The 18567-nt window shown below is 64.1% G+C and carries 16 protein-coding genes; 3 read left to right on the top strand and 13 right to left on the bottom strand.

Annotated elements, in window-relative coordinates:
* Positions 1-321, top strand: coding sequence for a thioredoxin TrxA (trxA, locus tag BLW56_RS11310; protein ID WP_093510578.1), 321 nt, complete (start codon positions 1-3; stop codon positions 319-321).
* Between the two features lie 43 nt (positions 322-364).
* Here the strand turns inward: trxA and BLW56_RS21065 are convergent, their stop codons facing one another.
* From BLW56_RS21065 to BLW56_RS11365, 12 genes are all read right to left on the bottom strand, one after another.
* On the bottom strand, positions 365-775 hold the full coding sequence (locus tag BLW56_RS21065; protein ID WP_371262225.1) for an SEC-C metal-binding domain-containing protein: 411 nt from the start codon (positions 773-775) through the stop codon (positions 365-367).
* On the bottom strand, positions 678-1904 hold the full coding sequence (gene argJ / locus BLW56_RS11320; RefSeq protein WP_093510579.1) for a bifunctional glutamate N-acetyltransferase/amino-acid acetyltransferase ArgJ: 1227 nt from the start codon (positions 1902-1904) through the stop codon (positions 678-680). The genes BLW56_RS21065 and argJ overlap by 98 nt, the downstream gene beginning before the upstream one ends.
* A gap of 51 nt (positions 1905-1955) precedes the next feature.
* Positions 1956-3389, bottom strand: coding sequence for an aldehyde dehydrogenase family protein (locus tag BLW56_RS11325; protein WP_093510931.1), 1434 nt, complete (start codon positions 3387-3389; stop codon positions 1956-1958).
* A gap of 95 nt (positions 3390-3484) precedes the next feature.
* Entirely contained in the window at positions 3485-4786 is a 1302-nt protein-coding gene (locus tag BLW56_RS11330) for a M20/M25/M40 family metallo-hydrolase (protein ID WP_177175943.1), read from the bottom strand.
* Between the two features lie 66 nt (positions 4787-4852).
* Complete coding sequence (locus tag BLW56_RS11335; protein ID WP_177175915.1) at positions 4853-6307, bottom strand: PQQ-dependent sugar dehydrogenase; 1455 nt, start codon at positions 6305-6307, stop codon at positions 4853-4855.
* A 197-nt stretch (positions 6308-6504) separates the two neighbouring features.
* Positions 6505-7917: a type I glutamate--ammonia ligase gene (gene glnA, locus BLW56_RS11340; protein ID WP_093510582.1), complete on the bottom strand. Its 1413-nt coding sequence runs from the start codon at positions 7915-7917 to the stop codon at positions 6505-6507.
* A 71-nt stretch (positions 7918-7988) separates the two neighbouring features.
* Positions 7989-8327, bottom strand: coding sequence for a P-II family nitrogen regulator (locus BLW56_RS11345; protein ID WP_037518110.1), 339 nt, complete (start codon positions 8325-8327; stop codon positions 7989-7991).
* A 228-nt stretch (positions 8328-8555) separates the two neighbouring features.
* On the bottom strand, positions 8556-10742 hold the full coding sequence (locus tag BLW56_RS11350; protein WP_093510583.1) for a PQQ-dependent dehydrogenase, methanol/ethanol family: 2187 nt from the start codon (positions 10740-10742) through the stop codon (positions 8556-8558).
* Positions 10743-10952: 210 nt separating this feature from the next.
* Positions 10953-11792: a type I methionyl aminopeptidase gene (map, locus tag BLW56_RS11355; RefSeq protein ID WP_093510584.1), complete on the bottom strand. Its 840-nt coding sequence runs from the start codon at positions 11790-11792 to the stop codon at positions 10953-10955.
* 170 nt (positions 11793-11962) lie between these two features.
* Positions 11963-14299: an ATP-dependent Clp protease ATP-binding subunit ClpA gene (gene clpA / locus BLW56_RS11360; protein ID WP_093510932.1), complete on the bottom strand. Its 2337-nt coding sequence runs from the start codon at positions 14297-14299 to the stop codon at positions 11963-11965.
* A 188-nt stretch (positions 14300-14487) separates the two neighbouring features.
* Positions 14488-14703 (bottom strand): hypothetical protein, encoded by a 216-nt coding sequence (locus BLW56_RS20400; protein WP_143043440.1) that lies wholly within the window; start codon positions 14701-14703, stop codon positions 14488-14490.
* 12 nt (positions 14704-14715) lie between these two features.
* Complete coding sequence (locus tag BLW56_RS11365) at positions 14716-14988, bottom strand: hypothetical protein (protein ID WP_093510585.1); 273 nt, start codon at positions 14986-14988, stop codon at positions 14716-14718.
* Positions 14989-15098: 110 nt separating this feature from the next.
* Between BLW56_RS11365 and BLW56_RS11370 the strand changes: the two genes are divergently transcribed.
* On the top strand, positions 15099-16571 hold the full coding sequence (locus BLW56_RS11370; protein ID WP_093510586.1) for an ATP-binding protein: 1473 nt from the start codon (positions 15099-15101) through the stop codon (positions 16569-16571).
* A 207-nt stretch (positions 16572-16778) separates the two neighbouring features.
* Positions 16779-18263: a peroxidase family protein gene (locus tag BLW56_RS11375; RefSeq protein ID WP_093510587.1), complete on the top strand. Its 1485-nt coding sequence runs from the start codon at positions 16779-16781 to the stop codon at positions 18261-18263.
* A 58-nt stretch (positions 18264-18321) separates the two neighbouring features.
* Here BLW56_RS11375 and BLW56_RS11380 read toward each other — a convergent pair whose 3' ends face one another.
* The gene (locus BLW56_RS11380; RefSeq protein WP_093510588.1) at positions 18322-18519 is read right to left on the bottom strand and encodes a DUF1192 domain-containing protein; all 198 of its coding nucleotides are present in this window, start codon (positions 18517-18519) and stop codon (positions 18322-18324) included.
* Positions 18520-18567 lie beyond the last annotated feature (48 nt).

Here is an 18567-nt window from a genome sequence, read left to right on the forward strand (position 1 = left end):
ATGGGTACCAAAGCCATCACCGACGCGAGCTTTCAGTCGGACGTGCTCGACAGCGACACGCCGGTGCTCGTCGATTTCTGGGCCGAATGGTGCGGTCCGTGCAAGATGATCGGCCCGTCGCTCGAGGAAATCTCCGACGAACTCGCGGGCAAGGTCGTGATCGCCAAGATCAACATCGACGAAAATCCCGATGCGCCGGGCAAATATGGCGTGCGCGGCATTCCGACGATGATCCTGTTCAAAAATGGCGAGATCGCCGACACCAAGGTCGGCGCGGCGCCGAAGAGCGCGCTCAAGGGTTGGCTCGAAGGCGCGCTGTAAGCGAAGGCCCCGACGCCGGATAACCGGCGCCGGGGTTTGCTTTTTATCGGTCAGTCGCGCCAATAGTCATGGCGCCCGGAACCGTCGAAACCGGCCCGATGTCAGGCAGCAGTTGCGGAAACCTCTGCCCTGATCCGCACGGGCATGGATCCTTGCGGCCGAGTTTTTCGATGAGTTCCTTGTCGCCGTGGACGAAGCGGTGTCCCCGCTTGACCTGCGTTTCGGAAGGGTAACCCTTACGCCGTTTCGAGCTGGTCTCGAAAGCAGGGCAGGTCGGCGAAGTCTTTTTTGCGTACCATGACGGCCTCCTGTGGCTTGCGCGCTGTATTGCGCGCAGGCCCCGTAACAGGATGCTGTCAGCTCCGATAGTCGGCGTTGATGCTGATGTAACCGTGGGTGAGGTCGCAGGTCCACACGGTCGCGCGGCCTTCGCCAAGGCCGAGGTCGGCGCCAACGCGGATGTCCTGGCCCTTCAGATGCGCCGCGACCGGCGCTTCGTCATAGCCATCGACGGGCAGGCCGTCCTTCGCGACCCAATGGTCGCCGAAACGGATCGCGAGCCGGTCGCGGTCGGCGGGTTCGCCGGCCTTGCCCACCGCCATCACGACGCGGCCCCAATTGGCGTCTTCGCCCGCGATCGCGGTCTTGACCAGCGGCGAATTGGCGATGGCTAGCGCGACGCGCTTCGCGCTGTCGTCGCTGGTCGCACCGGTGACCTGAATTTCGATGAATTTCGACGCGCCTTCGCCGTCGCGCACCACTTGATGCGCAAGGTCGAGCGCGACTTCGCGGATCGCCGCGTAGAGCGCGTCGGCACCGGGATCGTCGCGGGTCGTGAGCGGCGTATTGCCCGCCTGTCCGGTCGCGAAGAGCAGCACCGTATCGCTGGTCGAAGTATCGCTGTCGACGGTGATGCTGTTGAAGCTGCCGCCCGTCGCCTCGCTCAGCATCTCCTGCAACAGCGCGGGTGCGACCGCGGCGTCGGTGAAGATATAGCCGAGCATCGTCGCCATGTCGGGGGCGATCATGCCCGATCCCTTGACCACGCCGGCGACCTGCACCGTCGTGCCGCCGACGATCGCGCTGGCGGCGGATCCCTTGGCGAAGGTGTCGGTTGTTCCGATCGTTTCGGCGACGGCTTCCCACGAGCAGGGCTGTGCGGTGAGCGCGGCCTCGACCCCGGCCCGCGCCTTGTCCTTGGGCAGCGGCACGCCGATGACGCCGGTCGAGCTGACGAAGACTTCGTTCGCGTCGCAGCCGAGGTGGCCCGCGACCTGTTGCATGATCTGTTCGACCGCCTCACGCCCGCGATAGCCGGTAAAGGCGTTGCTGTTGCCCGCGTTGACGATCAGCGCGCGGCCCTTGCCGCCCTTGACCTGCTCACGGCCGAGTTCGACCTCGGACGAGCAGCAGATATTGCGCGTGAAGACGCCCGCGACGGTCGTGCCGGGTGCAAGCTCGACATAGGTGAGGTCGCAGCGGTCCCAATTCTTGTAATGCGCGCGCGCGACGCGGCGCGTGACCCCGGCGATGTCGGGGAGGGCCGGAAATGAGTCGGGGGCGAGCGGTGAGCGGGTGGTCATCCCGCCCGCTTAACCGCTACGCCCCCGACGTCAATCAGGCTGTGGCGTAGATCAGGCCGGAATGCCGCTGATCGACTTTACTTCCATAAAGTCCTTGAGGCCGAACACGCCGCCTTCGCGGCCGTTGCCCGATGCCTTGTAACCGCCGAATGCCGCGCCCGGGCCGGGCCCCCATGCGTTGACGGCGACCATGCCGGCGCGCAGCTTCGGCGCGATTTCGGCTGCCTTGGCGGGATCGCCCGAAACCACCGCCGACAGGCCATATTCGGTGTCGTTGGCGATATCGACGGCTTCGTCGAGGTCGCCATAGGCCATGATCGTTGCGACGGGGCCGAAGATCTCTTCATTGGCGATGCGCATGTCGCGCGTCACGCCCGAGAAGACGGTCGGCTTGATATAATAGCCGCGGTTGACGTTCGAGGGCAGGCCGGTGCCGCCGGTCTCGAGCGTCGCGCCCTCGTCGATCGCCGACTGGATCAGCCCCTGAATCTTGTCATATTGTGCCTTGTTCACGACGGGGCCGATGTGGCCGCCCTCGGCCTGCGGGTCGCCGACCTGCGTGCCGTCGAACATTGCCTTGATGACGCCGACGGCTTCGGCCTCGCGGTCCTTCTGGACGAGGATGCGCGTCGGCGCGATGCAGCTCTGGCCGGTGTTGACGAGCACGCCCTGCACCGTCGGGGGCAGCACGGCGGCGAAATCGGCGTCGGGCAGGACGATGTTCGGCGACTTGCCGCCGAGTTCCTGATGGACGCGCTTGACGGTGTCGGCCGCCGCTTTGGCGACGAGGATGCCGGCGCGGGTCGAGCCGGTGAAGCTCACCATTTCGATGCCGGGGTGTGCGCTGATCGCGTTGCCGACGGTCGGGCCGTCGCCCTGCACGAGGTTGAAGACGCCGGCGGGAACGCCCGCGGCTTCGAGGATTTCGGCGAAGATCACCGCGTTGCCGGGGCATTCTTCCGACGGCTTCAGCACCATCGTGTTGCCGGCGGCGAGCGCGGGGGCGACCTTCAGCGCGATCTGGTTGAGCGGCCAGTTCCAGGGGGTGATCATGCCGACGACGCCGATCGGTTCATAGGCGATCATGCCCGCGGCATATTTTTCGGTGAAGCTGAAGTCTTTCAGCGCGGCGATCGTGCCGAGGAAGCCGCCGATGCCGGCGCCGACCTGCGCGGTGCCCGCGAAGCTGACCGGCGCACCCATTTCCGAGGCCATCGATTTGGCGAGGTCGGGTGCGCGCTTCTTGTACTCTTCGACGATGCGGTTCAGCAGGTCGAGGCGCTCTTCGCGCGTCGTCTGCGAGAAGCTCTTGAAGGCTTCCTTCGCGGCGGCGACGGCGTCGTCGACGTCGGCGGCGGTCCCGAGCACGACGGTTGAGGCCGCCTCTTCGGTCGCTGGGTTGATGACGTCGTGGAGCTTGCCGCCCTTGCTGTCGACCCAGCGGCCGCCGATGTAATTCTGTTTGAGGTGCGTTTCGGTGCTCATCATTCTTCTCCCATCGGCGGTCAATTCCGTCTTGGATTGCTACCTAATCACTGTGCCCGATGAATCAAGCGCGGCCAACTGCCAAAGGCGGCAGTTTAACGTTTTTCAGCAGAAAGGCGTGACATCAATATGGCGGCGCGCGTCGCCTGGCGGGCGATGCTCGGGATATCGACGGCTTCGCCCGGCGCATGGTCGCCGGTGCTGTACGGCCCCAGTCCCGCAAGCCCGTCGACGTCGGCGGCGACGAAGCTGATGTCGCCCGCGCCGCGCTTGAGCGGATCGAGCGGCGCCATTTCGGCGAGCCCGAGGTCGCGGTTCACGCCGTTGAGTTTCGCGAGCAAGGCGCGGTTGCCGTCGGTCGGCGCCATCGAGGGATAGCCGCCGGGATCGAAGCTGAGTTTCGCATCGGTGCCGGGAGCGTGTTCGGCGACGATCGTTGCCATTTTTGCTTTCACCCGCTCGATCTGTTCGGGCGACAGCGCGCGGAGGTCGCCGCGCGCGACCGCAATCGGTGCGATGATATTGGTCTTGCCATTGACGGTGGCGCGGATGCCGCCGGCGTCGAGTTCGGCCTGCTGCCCGCCGGCGATCAGCCCGACGTTGAAGGTCAGGTTCTGCTCGGGAAGCTCGGTACGAAAACGCTGGATGATGCGCGTGAGTTCATAGATCGCACCGTCGCCCGCCGCGGCGCTGAAGATGCCCGAGCTGTGCGCGCTCTTGCCTGTCGCGGTGACCGTCCAGCTATCCGACGAACGGCGCGCGATCGATCCCATGTCGGCGCCATTGTCGCGGACGAGACCTTCGAAATCGAGCGCAACGTCGCTGCGTTTGCCGGCGGCTATCAGGTCGGCACGCGCCTTTTCGATCGGGGTGCCCGAATCCTCTTCGTCCCCGGTCATGTGGATTTCGATATTGGCGTCCTTGAGGGTGCCGGCGGCCTTCATCGCGCGCAGCGCCGCGACGATGACGACCATCCCGCCCTTGTCGTCGCCCGCACCGGGGCCTTCACCCATATCGCCCTTGCGGACGAATTTCTGAAAGGGTGAGTCGGGTTCGAACACCGTGTCGAGATGCGCGATGAGGAGCAGGCGCTTGGCATCGGATTTGCCGGTGTGCGTCGCGATCAGGTGCCCGGCGCGGCCGGTGTCGCGCATGTCTTTCCATTCGACCTTGAAGCCGAGCGGTTCGAGTTCGGCGCGCATCATCGCGCCGACCTTTTCGACGCCCTCTAGATTTTGCGAACCGCTGTTCTGGTTGACGAGCTTTTCGAGCAGGGCGAGGCTCCGCGCCTGCTCGGCGTCGACCGTCTTCGTCATTGCGCTTTCGGCTTTCGACAGCTTGGCCTGCACGGCCGGAGCGCACGCGAGCTGGAGGGCGACGAGAGCGGCAAAAGGCATTGATTTCATGGAGGGCTCCTCTGGGATCGCTTCCTTCTGCCTCGCCCCTCGATGGGCCGCAAGCGCTTAGCCCGGACGCACCATGAAAATGTCCCCGTTGATGCTGACAAGGAACAGATTGCCCGAACTGTCTTCACCGAAAGAGGCGATCGAGCTGACCGTGCCGGCGTCCGGCGCGAAATCCTCGTTCCGCCGCGCGAAGCGCGACGACGCGAGCGTCTGCCCGGGTACGAAGCTGGAGAAGGGCACCGACCAGATATTGCCCGACACGAAATCGGCGAAGACATATTGGCCGGCGAGCGATGTCACCGGACCGCGATAGACGTAGCCGCCCGTGATCGAATTGCCCTGTCGCGGACCGCTGCCATGGCCATATTCGGCGACGGGATCGGTAAGACCGCCCGGCGCGGTGCCGGTGTAGGGCTGCGTCCCTTCCTTGAAGCGCCAGCCGAAGTTGAGCCCGGACTGCGTCGTCGTGACAAGGTCGATCTCTTCGACCGCGCCCTGTCCGACATCGCCGATGATCAGTGACGTGCCCGAGAAGGAGGTGCGGAACGGATTGCGGAGGCCAATCGCATAAATATAGGGATCGCCGCCGCCGCCGATATAGGGATTGCCGGGGGCAGGCCTCAAGAAATCGCGGTCCGACGGAACCGAGGCCCCGGCATAGGGATCGGGCACGACGAATATGCGCAAGATCTTGCCGAGCTGCGAATTGGGGTTCTGGGCATTGTTGCCGGGGTCGCCCGCGCCGCCGCCGTCGCCCGTGCCGACATAGAGAAAGCCGTCGGGACCAAAGACCATCGAGCCGCCGTTATGATTGCTCGCTCCCGGATGCGGTATCGTCAGCCTCGCCAACACGCGCGGTGTTCCGGATAGGGTTCCATATTCACGAATTTCAATGTCGCCTGCGGCATTGGTGCAATAGATCATGAAGCGGTCGGAATTCGCCGGGTTGGGCAGCAGCGCCATGCTGAGCAACCCGCCCTCGCCGTCGGTCGACAGGTCGCCGACCGTGAAGAGCAACGTCTTGACGCCGGTCGAGGGGGTGAGCCGGTAAACGCGGCCGGCCTTTTCCAGCACATAGACGTCGTTGCTGCCTGGGATGCCAAGCACATAGGTGGGCTGGCTGAAGCCGGTGCCGACGCGCGCGACCGATATGCCCTCGCGACTGTTGGTGACGGTGATATTCACCGTTTGCGTCGCGCTGGCGCGCGCATCGCTGACACGTAGCTGCACGGTATAGACATTGTCGCCATTGGCATCGCCGGGCAGGTCGTAATCGGGGGCGTCGTTGAAGCGGAGCGCCCCTGCCGTGGTGATCGAGAAGCGGGCCGCGTCGGCGCCGCCATCGATCGCGAAGGTCAACGCATTGCCATCGGGATCGCTTGCGGTCGCCTGATAGGCGGCGGTCGTGTTTTCCGCGACGCTGGCGGTCTGGAGCGAGGTGAAGGTGGGTGGAGCGTTGGTAGCGGGCGGGGTTCCGCCGCTGCCACCGCCGCCGCATGAAGCCAGAGCCAAGGGAGTGAGGGCAAGTAAGACACGCATCCGCATAGAAAAACAGCCTTTTTCAGCCATAGCCCACCTTGGATGCAACCTGCCATTCGTTGCTGTGGACCGCAACCCCGCCGATTTACCAAATCTGCCGCGTGGCGCGAAAAAAGGAAAAGGGCGCCCGGTTCCCCCGAACCGGACGCCCTTCTACATGCCCCCAGTGGTCAGGCGCTGTAGTACATGTCGAATTCGACCGGGCTCGGCGTCTGTTCGAAGCGATAGACTTCGTCCCACTTCAGCTCGACATAGGCTTCGATCTGATCCTTGCTGAACACGTCGCCCTTGAGCAGGAAGTCGTGGTCGGCGAGCAGGCTGTCGAGCGCTTCGCGCAAGCTGCCGCAGACGGTCGGAACTTCGCTCAGTTCCTCGGGCGGCAGATCGTACAGATTCTTGTCCATCGCGTCGCCGGGGTGGATCTTGTTCTGGATGCCGTCGAGGCCCGCCATCAGCAGTGCCGAATAGCAGAGATAGGGGTTCGCCATCGCGTCGGGGAAACGGAACTCGACGCGCTTCGACTTCGCGCCAGCACCATAGGGGATGCGGCACGAGGCCGAACGGTTGCGGCTCGAGTAAGCGAGCAGCACCGGCGCTTCGAAGCCGGGGACGAGACGCTTGTAGCTGTTCGTCGTCGGGTTGGTGAAAGCATTGAGCGCCTTGGCATGCTTCACGACGCCGCCGATGAAATAGAGGCACATGTCGCTGAGGCCCGCATAGCCGTTGCCGGCGAAGAGCGGCTTGCCCTTTTCCCAGATCGAGATGTGGGTGTGCATGCCGCTGCCGTTGTCGTCCTTGATCGGCTTCGGCATGAAGGTCGCGGTCTTGCCATAGGCATGGGCGACCTGGTGCACGACATATTTGTAGATCTGCATGCGGTCGGCGGTTTCGGTCAGCGTGCCGAACGTGAGGCCGAGTTCGTGCTGCGCGGCGGCGACTTCATGGTGATGCTTGTCGCAGGGCAGGCCCATTTCGAGCATCGTCGAAACCATTTCGGCGCGGATGTCGACGGCGCTGTCGACCGGCGCGACAGGGAAATAGCCGCCCTTGGCGCGCGGACGGTGCGCGAGGTTGCCGCCTTCATAGCTGCGGCCGGTGTTCGTCGGCAGTTCGATATCGTCGATCTCGAAACCCGACTTGTTGTAGCCGGTTTCGAAACGGACGTCGTCGAACATGAAGAATTCGGCTTCGGGGCCGACATAGACGGTGTCGCCGACGCCGGTCGAGGCGACATAGGCCTCGGCGCGCTTCGCGGTCGTGCGCGGGTCGCGGGCATAGCCTTCGCCGGTCGACGGCTCGACGATGTCGCAGAAGATCACGAGCATCGGGGTGGCCGAGAAGGGGTCGTCATAAACGGCGTCGAGGTCGGGCTTCAGGATCATGTCCGACTCGTTGATCGCTTTCCAGCCTTCGATCGACGAACCGTCGAACATCAGGCCGTCTTCGAGTTCGTCCTCGCCGAGGATCGAGGCGACCATGGTCAGGTGCTGCCACTTGCCCTTGGGGTCGGTGAAGCGCAGGTCGACCCACTCGATGTCGTTTTCCTTGATCCGCGCGATGATATCCTTGGGCTTCGTAGCCATCGTCTATGCTTCCTTCTTGCGAAATGGTCCGGCGTGCCGGGGGTTGTCGGGTTTTCGAAAAATGCGAAAGATTAAAGCGCGTCCTCGTTGCGTTCGCCGGTGCGAATGCGGAGCGCGGTTTCGACCGGAATGACGAAGATCTTGCCATCGCCGATCCGGCCGGTCTGCGCGGCGGCGGCGATTGCCTCCACCACACGTTCGGCCATCGAATCTTCGACGATGACTTCGAGCTTCACCTTGGGCAGAAAGTCGACGACATATTCGGCGCCGCGGTACAGTTCGGTGTGACCCTTCTGCCGTCCGAACCCCTTGGCCTCGGTGACGGTGATCCCGCTGACACCCACTTCGTGCAGCGCTTCCTTCACTTCGTCGAGCTTGAACGGCTTGATGATCGCCTCAATCTTCTTCACGCTTTTCGTCCCCCTTTGGGCTGGCCGCCGCTCCTTGCGCGTCAAGCCGGATCAGGCGTGCCTGGTCCGGTCTGCCGTCGAGTCGGTGCGATGTCCCGCCATCTTGCACCAATCAAAAGCCGTGCCAATTGGCGAATCGCGCGCTTTCGGTAAGAAATTTGAAACGAAAGAACGCCGCTGCCCAAGGGGTGGGCAACGGCGTTCTCTAGCTGCCTAAATTTTGAGCAGTCAGCGTCCCATCGGGGCCGATGCGTCGGGCAGGTTCGCCTTGGTCCAGTTCGATCGCTCGATGACATAGGCGCGAATCGCCTCGGCATCTTGCGCGGTCAGCACATTGGCGAAGCTCACCATGCCGCGGTCTTTCAGCGCGCCGCCGATCACGACGCCCTTCCACGCATCGGCGTTGGCGAGTGTGCCCGAGACGCGAAGGTCAGGGGTAAAGCCGTTGCCGATCGCGCTGTCGCCATGACAGACGATGCAATAGCGCCCGAAATGCGCCTTGCCCGCCGCGACCTGCGTGGGCGATGCGGTCATCGGCGGCGGGTTCCATGCGAGCGCCGCCGAAGCAGGTGGGGCGGGGAGTTTCACGGTGCCGCCGATCTTCATGACGATCAGGCGCGGGATGTTCGGGATCTTGCGCGTCGCGCCGCCCGCAACCCCGGCGACGAGTGGGAAGGCGCCGCCCTTGCTCGTCTGGAAGGCGATATACTGGACGCCGCCGACGCGGAAGGTCGAGGGCGCGCTGACGATCCCCGACTGCATGTCGAGGTCGAGCAGTTGCTTGCCCGTATCGGCGGCATAGGCGCGGAAGCGGCCGAGGCTGGTGCCCTGGAAGACGAGATTGCCCGCAGTGGTCATCGTGCCGCCGTTCCATGCGGCGGGATGATCGACGCTCCACGCGACCTTGCCCGTGCGCGGATCGAAGGCGACGAGGCGGCCGGTGGTCGCGGCGATGGCGGCGCGGAACGCGGCCTTGTCGTCGGGCAGCATCGTCTTGTTGAGCGAGGTGCCGACGTTGAAGCCCAGCACCTTGCGCTTGTCGAGTTCGTCCATGTCGGCGAGATAGCCCTGCGGGATCTGCTGCGCGGGGATATAGACCAGGCCCGTCGCGGGGTTGTAGCTCATCGGATGCCAGTTGTGCGCGCCAAGCGCGCCGGGGATCGCGATGAAGGGCTTGCCGGTCTTGTAGAAGCGGGCCTCGGGATTTTCGATCGGGCGACCGGTGGCGAGATCATAGCCCGTCGCCCAGTTGATCCCGTCGACGAACGGCTTTGCGTCGATCAGCTTGCCGTTCGACCGGTCGATGGTGAAGAAAAAGCCGTTTTTCGGCGCGTGGTACAGCACTTTGACGGGTTTGCCGTTCACCGCCTGCTCGGCGAGGATGATCGGCTGGGTCGCGGTATAGTCCCACGTCTCCGCCGGGGTCTCCTGATAGTGCCACTTATATTTGCCGGTCGTCGCATCGAGCGCCACGACGGACGAGAGGAACCAGTTGTCGCCTTCGCCGTTCGAGCGCGTGCCGTGGTTCCACGGATTGCCGTTGCCGACGCCGAGATAGATCTGGTCGAGATCCTTGTCGTAGACGATCGCGTCCCACACGGTGCCGCCGCCGCCCGAGGTCTGCCACTCGCCCTTGTCGGACCAGGTCGCGTTGGCCTTGCTCGCGAAGATGTCGTCCGACGCTGCGCCATCCTTTTCCTTCTTCGGATTGGGCGCGGTGTAGAAGCGCCAGCGCTCCTTGCCGGTGTCGGCGTCATAGGCGGTGACATAGCCGCGCACGCCGAATTCGGCGCCGCCGTTGCCGATCAGCACCATGTCCTTCACGACGCGCGGGGCGCCGGTGATCGTGTAGGGTTTCGAGGTGTCGAAGGTCTGCGTCGACCACAATTCCTTGCCCGTCTTTTTGTCGAGCGCGATCAGGCGGCCGTCGAGCGCGCCGACAAAGACCTTGTCGCCCCACACCGCGACGCCGCGGTTGACGACGTCGCAGCAGGCCGAAACCGCGCGTTCGCCTGGAACCTTGGGATCGAATTTCCACAGCTCTTTGCCGGTCGCAGCATCCCATGCGCTGACCTTCGACCAGGCATGGGTTACATACATCACGCCGTCGACGACCACGGGGGTCGCTTCCTGCCCGCGCGCATCGTCGAGGTCGGCGGTCCAGGCGATGCCGAGCTCGCCCACATTCTTGTCGTTAATGTCGGTCAGCGGGCTGAAGCGTTGCTCGTCATAGCTGTAGCCGATGCCGGCCCAGTTATCGCCGTTGCCGCCGGTCTTGAGCAAGGTCTCGCTGGCCTTTTCGGCCTCGTCGAGCGATCCGCCGCCCGAGATACTGTCATTCTTCGACGCATTGCATGAAGCCAATGCCAAAGCAGCGCAGCCCAGCAGCGCGGCCGTAAAGACCCGTTTCGCCATCCCATTCTCTCCCGACGCCTATCGTTGACGTTAACGTCAAGACTGCGCGCGAAGACGCAGAGGTGCAAGCGGGAAAATGGGGGGAGCGGTGAGGGGCTCTCCCCGTCATCGCCCCGGACTTGATCCGGGGTCCACGAAGATCAGCGCGGCGCGGGAAATCATCGATCCCGGATCAAGTCCGGGATGACGAAATACAAACCGCGGTGTCGATCAGGCCCAAGGCGGCGCGTTCAGACCCTTGGGGCTGGCGGTGAAGATTTCGCAGCCGGTTTCGGTGATGCCGATGCTGTGTTCGAACTGCGCCGAGAGCGAGCGGTCGCGCGTCACCGCGGTCCAGCCGTCGGCGAGCATCTTCACCGCATATTTGCCGGTGTTGATCATCGGCTCGATCGTGAAGAACATGCCGGGGCGAAGTTCGGGACCGGTGCCGGGGCGGCCGGCGTGGACCACTTCGGGGGCGTCGTGGAACATCTGGCCGAGGCCGTGGCCGCAGAAATCGCGGACGACCGAATAGCGGTGGCGCTCGGCATGCTGCTGGATCGCGTGTGCGACGTCGCCCATGCGGTTGCCGGGCTTCGCCTGCTCGATTCCGAGCATCAGGCACTCGTAAGTGACTTCGACGAGGCGCTTCGCCTTGATCGGCACGTCGCCGACCAGATACATGCGGCTGGTGTCGCCGTGCCAGCCGTCGACGATGCTGGTGACGTCGATGTTGACGATATCGCCCTCGCGCACCGGCTTGTCGTCGGGAATCCCATGGCAGACGACATGGTTGATGCTGGTGCAGCAACTGTGCGTGAAGCCGCGGTAGCCCAATGTCGCGGGGATGCCGCCGCCATCGAGCATCATCGTGCGGACGAGGTCGTCGATCGCCGCCGTCGTCACGCCCGGCTGGACGAAGGGAACGAGCGCGTCGAGGATTTCGGCCGACAGGCGGCCGGCCTTGCGCATGCCGGCAAAGCCCGCCTCGTCGTGGAGCTTGATCGTGCCGTCGCGAACGCGGGCGGGGGCCGCAGCGTCGGCGGCGGTTACGGAGACATAGTCGTACATAAGAGCGATATAGGCGATGTGGCGCCAAATTGCGAGGGCAGTAAGCCCCTCCCGCTTGCGGGAGGGGTTTGGGGAGGGGCTGTAGCGTCGCCGAGCCCTCCCCGCTGCGGCTAGCGGGCAAGCCCGCAAGCCTCACTGCCCCTCCCGCAAGCGGGAGGGGAGCAGGTTGGTTATTCCGCGGCCTTCTCGGCCTTGCCCTTGGCTTTGCCCTTGCCGGCCTTTGGCGCGGCGGGGGTGATTTCGAAGGTGAGCGGATTGCCGACCTTGGCATCCTCGCCCGTCTTCATCTTCACCTTGACCTCGCCGCCATGGACCAGCTTGCCGAAGAGCAGTTCCTCGGCGAGCGGCTGCTTGATCTTTTCCTGGATCAGGCGGCCCATCGGACGCGCGCCATAGAGCTTGTCATAGCCCTTGCCGGTCAGCCATTCACGCGCCGCATCGTCGAGCTGGATGTGGACGTTGCGGTCGGCAAGCTGCAGTTCGAGCTGCAGGATGAACTTGTCGACGACGCGCGCGACCACTTCGGGCGGCAGATAGCCGAAGGGCACGATCGCATCGAGGCGGTTGCGGAATTCGGGGGTGAAGAGATTCTTCACCGCTTCCTCCTGCACATCCTCGCGCGTGAACGCACCGAAACCGATGCCCTCGCGCGCCATGTCGCTCGCGCCCGCATTGGTCGTCATGATCAGGATGACGTTGCGGAAGTCGACCGTCTTGCCGTGATGATCGGTCAGGCGGCCATGATCCATGACCTGCAACAAGATGTTGAACAGGTCGGGATGCGCCTTTTCGATTTCGTCGAGCAGCAGCACGCAATGCGGGTTCTGGTCGATCGCATCGGTGAGCAGGCCGCCCTGATCGTAACCGACATAGCCCGGAGGCGCGCCGATCAGGCGGCTGACCGAATGGCGTTCCATATATTCGGACATGTCGAAACGCTGGAGCGGGATGCCCATGATCGACGCGAGCTGCTTGGCGACCTCGGTCTTGCCGACGCCGGTCGGGCCGCTGAACAGATAGTTGCCGATCGGCTTGTCGGGATCGCGCAGGCCCGCACGGCTCAGCTTGATCGCCGACGAGAGTACCTCGATCGCGGTATTCTGGCCGAAGACGACGCGCTTGAGGTCGGTTTCGAGGCTGGCGAGCGTCGCCTTGTCGTCGGTCGACACCGACTTGGGCGGAATGCGCGCCATCGTCGCGATCACGGCCTCGATCTCCTTGGCGGTGATCGTCTTCTTGCGCTTCGACGGGGCGACCAGCATCTGCATCGCGCCGACTTCGTCGATCACGTCGATCGCCTTGTCGGGCAATTTCCGGTCGTTGATGTAGCGCGCCGACAGGTCGACCGCAGCATTGATCGCTTCCTGCGTATAACGCACTTGGTGATGTGCCTCGAACGCGCTGCGCAGACCGGCGAGGATCTTTTTCGTATCCTCGAGGCTCGGTTCGATCACGTCGATCTTCTGGAACCGGCGGAGCAGGGCGCGGTCCTTTTCGAAATGATTGCGGAACTCCTTGTACGTCGTCGAGCCGATGCAGCGGATCACGCCGCCCGACAAGGCGGGTTTCAGGAGGTTCGACGCGTCCATCGCGCCGCCGCTCGTCGCACCCGCACCGATGACGGTGTGGATCTCGTCGATGAACAGGATCGCGTGCGGCAGGCCTTCGAGTTCGGTCACGACCTGTTTCAGCCGTTCCTCGAAATCGCCGCGGTAACGAGTCCCGGCGAGCAGCGCGCCCATGTCGAGCGAATAGATGACCGCGGGCAGCAGCACCTCGGGCACGTCGCCCTCAATGATCTTGCGCGCGAGGCCTTCGGCGATCGCGGTCTTGCCGACGCCGGGATCGCCCACATAGAGCGGGTTGTTCTTGCTGCGGCGGCAGAGGATCTGGATCGTGCGATCGACTTCGGCGCTACGGCCAATCAGCGGGTCGACCTTGCCGACCTTGGCTTTCTCGTTGAGGTTGACGGTGAACTGGTCGAGCGCGGTTTCCTTCTTCGACTTGCCGTCGGCCTTTTCCTTCGCTTCTTCTTTCTCCTCGGGCTCGGCCTGCGGCGAGGGCTTGCCGCCCTTGCCGACCCCGTGGCTGAGGTAGGAGACCGCGTCGAGACGCGTCAGATCCTGCTGCTGCAGGAAATAGACGGCATAGCTTTCGCGTTCGGAGAAGAGCGCGACGAGGACGTTGGCGCCCGTCACCTCATCCTTGCCCGACGACTGGACATGCAGGATCGCACGCTGGACGACGCGCTGGAAGCCCGACGTCGGCGACGGATCGCTGTGGCCCTCGACCTTCAGGCTGTCGAGTTCGGTATCGAGATAGTGGACGACGGCCGATTGCAGGTCGTCGAGCGCGACGCCGCAGGCGCGCATCACTTCGGCGGCATGATCGTCGTCGATCAGCGCGTAGAGCAGATGCTCGAGCGTCGCATATTCGTGGTGGCGCTCCGAAGCGGCCTTTAGCGCGTTATGGAGGGTCTTTTCGAGGCTTTCCGAAAAAGACGGCATGGTCATTCATCTCCTTGCGGGGACCAGGCCGGGGAGATGGCGGCCCCCTTAGAAATGCAACGTGGCGATGCCGCCGCCCCACCGCAAGGGAAAAGCGGTCGGCTTTGTGAAATTACGATGACGGGGGTTGCGGTATGGTTAACGGGACGTTGAGGATTTGCTCTTCGCGCATGCCGGATTGCCTCTCGCTATTTCGGCCCGCGCATAAGGACCAGCGGAATAGCCACCACCGGGAATAGGATGAAAACCCAGACGATCGCCGCGAGGACGATCGAAACCGGATCTCCCGATGGAGGCGAGATGACACTTTCCAATCCGCCCGCGAAACCCATACCAAGAGTGAAAATCAGAGCCGAAACTATGGCCCATGCGGCCAGCATCAAGAGAAGTTCGCGGCGACTCAAGGCAGGCTCTTCCTATGCTGGCGGATCAGCACTGAGCTGCCGATCCACCATATCCATGAAGTCGCGCGCCGAGTTGCGCTCGTCCTCATCCTTGAACGCAACGTCCAGATCGGGAGCGACGCCGAGCATATACATCAGCGCCCACAGCGCGAAGCGGCGGCCGGGGTTTGTCTCGAGGCCGAAATCGACGCGCATGCGTTCGGTGCCCGCAGCGTGCGCCTCGGGGTGGATGGCGGCCAAGTCGGCGGTGCCGAAATAGCGGCGGAGCTGGTCGTCGAAATCCATGCCGCCCTTTTGGCTGGTTCGCGCCGCTTGGCAAGGTGGTCAGGCAAAATCCGGCGATCCGAAGACCCGCCCGGTTGTCTTTCGCGAGGGCGCCCGATAGGGCGGCGGCTGTGAAGACCAGCATCGACATCGGGACCGACAGCACCGGGCAGGGCGTGCGCATCGACGTGCAGGAACTGCTCGCGACGCGCCTGCTCGTGCAGGGCAATTCGGGGTCGGGCAAGTCGCACCTTTTGCGCCGCATCCTCGAGGAAAGCGCCGAGCTGGTGCAGCAGATCGTGATCGATCCCGAGGGCGATTTCGTGACGCTTGCCGACGCGTACAGCCATGTCGTGATCAACGGCGGCGACTATAACGAGCGCGAGATCGCGGCGATGGGTGCGCGCATCCGCGAGCATCGCGCATCGATCATCCTCAGCCTGGAGTCGCTCGATATCGAGGCGCAGATGACTTGCGCCGCGGCGTTCCTGAACGCATTGTTCGATGCGCCGCGCGAGCATTGGTTCCCCGCGCTGGTCGTGGTCGACGAGGCGCAGATGTTCGCGCCGAGCGTCGCGGGCGACGTCGCCGACAATGTCCGCCGCGCGAGCCTGTCGGCGATGACGAACCTGATGTGCCGCGGGCGCAAGCGCGGCCTTGCCGGCGCGATCGCGACGCAGCGGCTGGCGAAGCTCGCGAAGAATGTCGCCGCCGAGGCGAGCAATTTCCTGATGGGGCGCACCTTCCTCGACATCGACATGGCGCGTGCCGCCGACCTGCTGGGCATGGAGCGGCGGCAGGCCGAGGCGATCCGAGACCTCGAACGCGGGCATTTCCTCGGGCTCGGCCCCGCCATCTCGCGGCGGCCGATCGCGGTGCGCATCGGGTCGACGCAGACCTCGACGCGGCTTGGCACGCACGGGCTGATGCCGCTGCCGTCGGCAGGGGGCGAGGATATGCGCTCGATGCTGTTCACCGAACTGGAAGCGCCCGCGCAGCCGCGTTTCTTTGCGCCCGAACCCGAGCCGGTCGCGGCGAGCGAAGTGCTGGAGCGGATCGCGGCAAGCGAGGGGCTGCACGAAGATCTCGATGCGCCGCCCGTGCTCGATATCCTCGAGGCGGTCGAGGAAGCCGAGCAGAGCGACGCGGTGGTGATCGACACGTTGCAGGAGATGCTGGCGGACCCCGATTGCGCGTTCCAGCCCGAATCCTTCCTCTATCAGGATTTTTCGGTGCGCTGCCGGATGCAGAAGCTGAAGAAGGTTCCGCTCGACCTCGCCGCCTTCCGTCGCCGCTTCGCGCTCGCCAAGGGCGGGGTGTTCGATCCGTCCGAGCCGCGCTGGCGCGAGATGCTCGCTGTTGCCGACCGGCTGCCGCACGACATGTTCGCGCCGTTCCTGCAGATCGCGCGCGCCGCGATGGACGGCGAACCCTGCCCCGACGACGAAATCCTCGGCCGCGCCTATGGCAGTCGCTCGCCGGGACGCATCCGGCGGCTGGTCGAATATATGGAAAAGCAGGGCGTTATCGTTGTCCGCGCCGATTTCGGCGGCCGGCGCTCGATCGGCATTCCCGAACTCGGACTCAGCACCGAAGCCGAATAAGGCGGTTACGTCTCGTCCCGTCGCAGTTTCGCCGCGACCCGGCATGTTAACTCAGAATTAGTCATCTAAAATCTTGGGGCCGCGCGCGCCGGGGTGCAGATATTCGCGTCAGGTGTCGCACCTAAAACAGCGGATGCCAGCCCCAGCCTTGGGAGGCGGATCGTCCCGAAAACCTAAAAACATAGTTGACCAACAGGAGAGACTGCCATGCCTCGTCACGGCGTATATCCGCGCGACATCGTTCCGCCGCGCTCCAAATATTCCGACACCGGCCGCTTTGGCCGCATGTTCGGCGAATTGCCGCCCTTTGCCGCCGATACCCCCGATGTGCGCGCCGCGCTGATGGAGATCGGGAAGGCCGGGGGCATCATGGATGCCAAGGACAATCTGACCAAGACCCCCGCCGAGTTGATCACCAACCCGGCGCTGTCGGCGAAGAATAGCGACAATCCAACGCTGACCGCGGGATTCACCTTCCTCGGCCAGTTCCTCGACCACGATATGACGTTCGACCCGACCTCCAGCCTCGAGCGGCAGGTCGATCCCGAACAGATCGCCAATTTCCGCACCCCCAGCCTCGGGCTCGACAATGTTTACGGTGCGGGGCCGGGCGGCAGTCCGCATCTGTACGATACGGGGGGCGGCAAGGGCGGCAAGTTCCTGCTGGAACCGACCGGCACCGCGAACAAGTTCGACGTGCCGCGCAACAGCCAGAAGGTCGCGCTGATCGGTGACCCGCGCGACGACGAAAATCTGATCATCAGCCAGCTTCAGGTCGCCTTCCTGAAGTTCCACAACCAGGTCGTCGAATATGTGAAGACCAAGATCAAGCTGACCGGATCGGACGAGATTTTCGCCGAGGCGCAGCGGATCGTGCGCTGGCATTATCAGTGGATCATCGTCCACGAATTCCTGCGCAAGACGTGCGGCGATGCGGTGGTCGACGATGTGCTGACCAACGGCCGCAAATTTTATAGCTGGCACAACGAGCCTTACATCCCGGTCGAATTTTCGGTCGCGGCCTACCGGTTCGGGCACAGTCAGGTGCGCCCGTCGTACCGCGCGAATTTCACCGGCAACGGGGGCAATCCCTTTTTCGCGATGATCTTTACGCCAACCCCGTCGGACCCGAACGACCCCGACGATCTGTCGGGCGGCTGCCGCGCGCCGCGGCGCTTTGTCGACTGGCCGACCTTCTTCGATTTCAGCGACGGCAATGTCCGGCCGAACAAGAAGATCGACTCCACCCTGTCGACGTCGCTGTTCCGCCTTCCGGGATCGGTGGTCCCCAACCCCGATCCGAAATCGAACCCGGCCTCGCTCGCACAGCGCAACCTGCTGCGCCACCTGACCTTCTCGCTGCCTTCGGGACAGCGGGTGGCGCGCGCGATGAAGCTGCCCGAATTGTCGAAGGGCGATTTGTCGGACCTGAAACCGCACGGCTTCGACGACCGGACGCCACTCTGGTTCTATATCTTGCGCGAGGCGCAGGTGACGCAGAACGGCGAGCGGCTGGGGCCGGTCGGCGCACGGATCGTCACCGAGGTGTTCCTTGGGTTACTGCAAGGCGACAAGGGATCCTATCTCTCGCAAGATCCCGAATGGCAGCCCTTCCTGCCGACGGTCGACGCATCGAAGAAGGGCGACGACTTCCGGATGATCGACCTGCTTCGTTACGCAGAGGTCGCGTAAGGGGCGAAGGCGCCGGCGCTCCTCCCACTCGATTTCGCGGGAGCGTCGGCGATCCTTTTCAGTTCTTTTTGAACAAGGCTTCGGCGACCGCCTTGTGGCTGGTCGCGGCGCTCCGATGCGCCTTTACTCGTTCGATTTCGGCTTCCAGAATTTCGATCCGTTCGCCCAGTTCGTCGACCGACAGCGGATCGAGGGGCTGTCTGGTCAGCGCCGCGAGCACATCGTCGCGGCGGCGGGGAAGGTCGTCATCGTCCATGGCGCATCCTCCTGGTCCCTGAAGTTGAAAAGGCGCGCGACTGTTGAC

Source organism: Sphingopyxis sp. YR583 (genome assembly GCF_900108295.1).
Classification (GTDB): domain Bacteria; phylum Pseudomonadota; class Alphaproteobacteria; order Sphingomonadales; family Sphingomonadaceae; genus Sphingopyxis.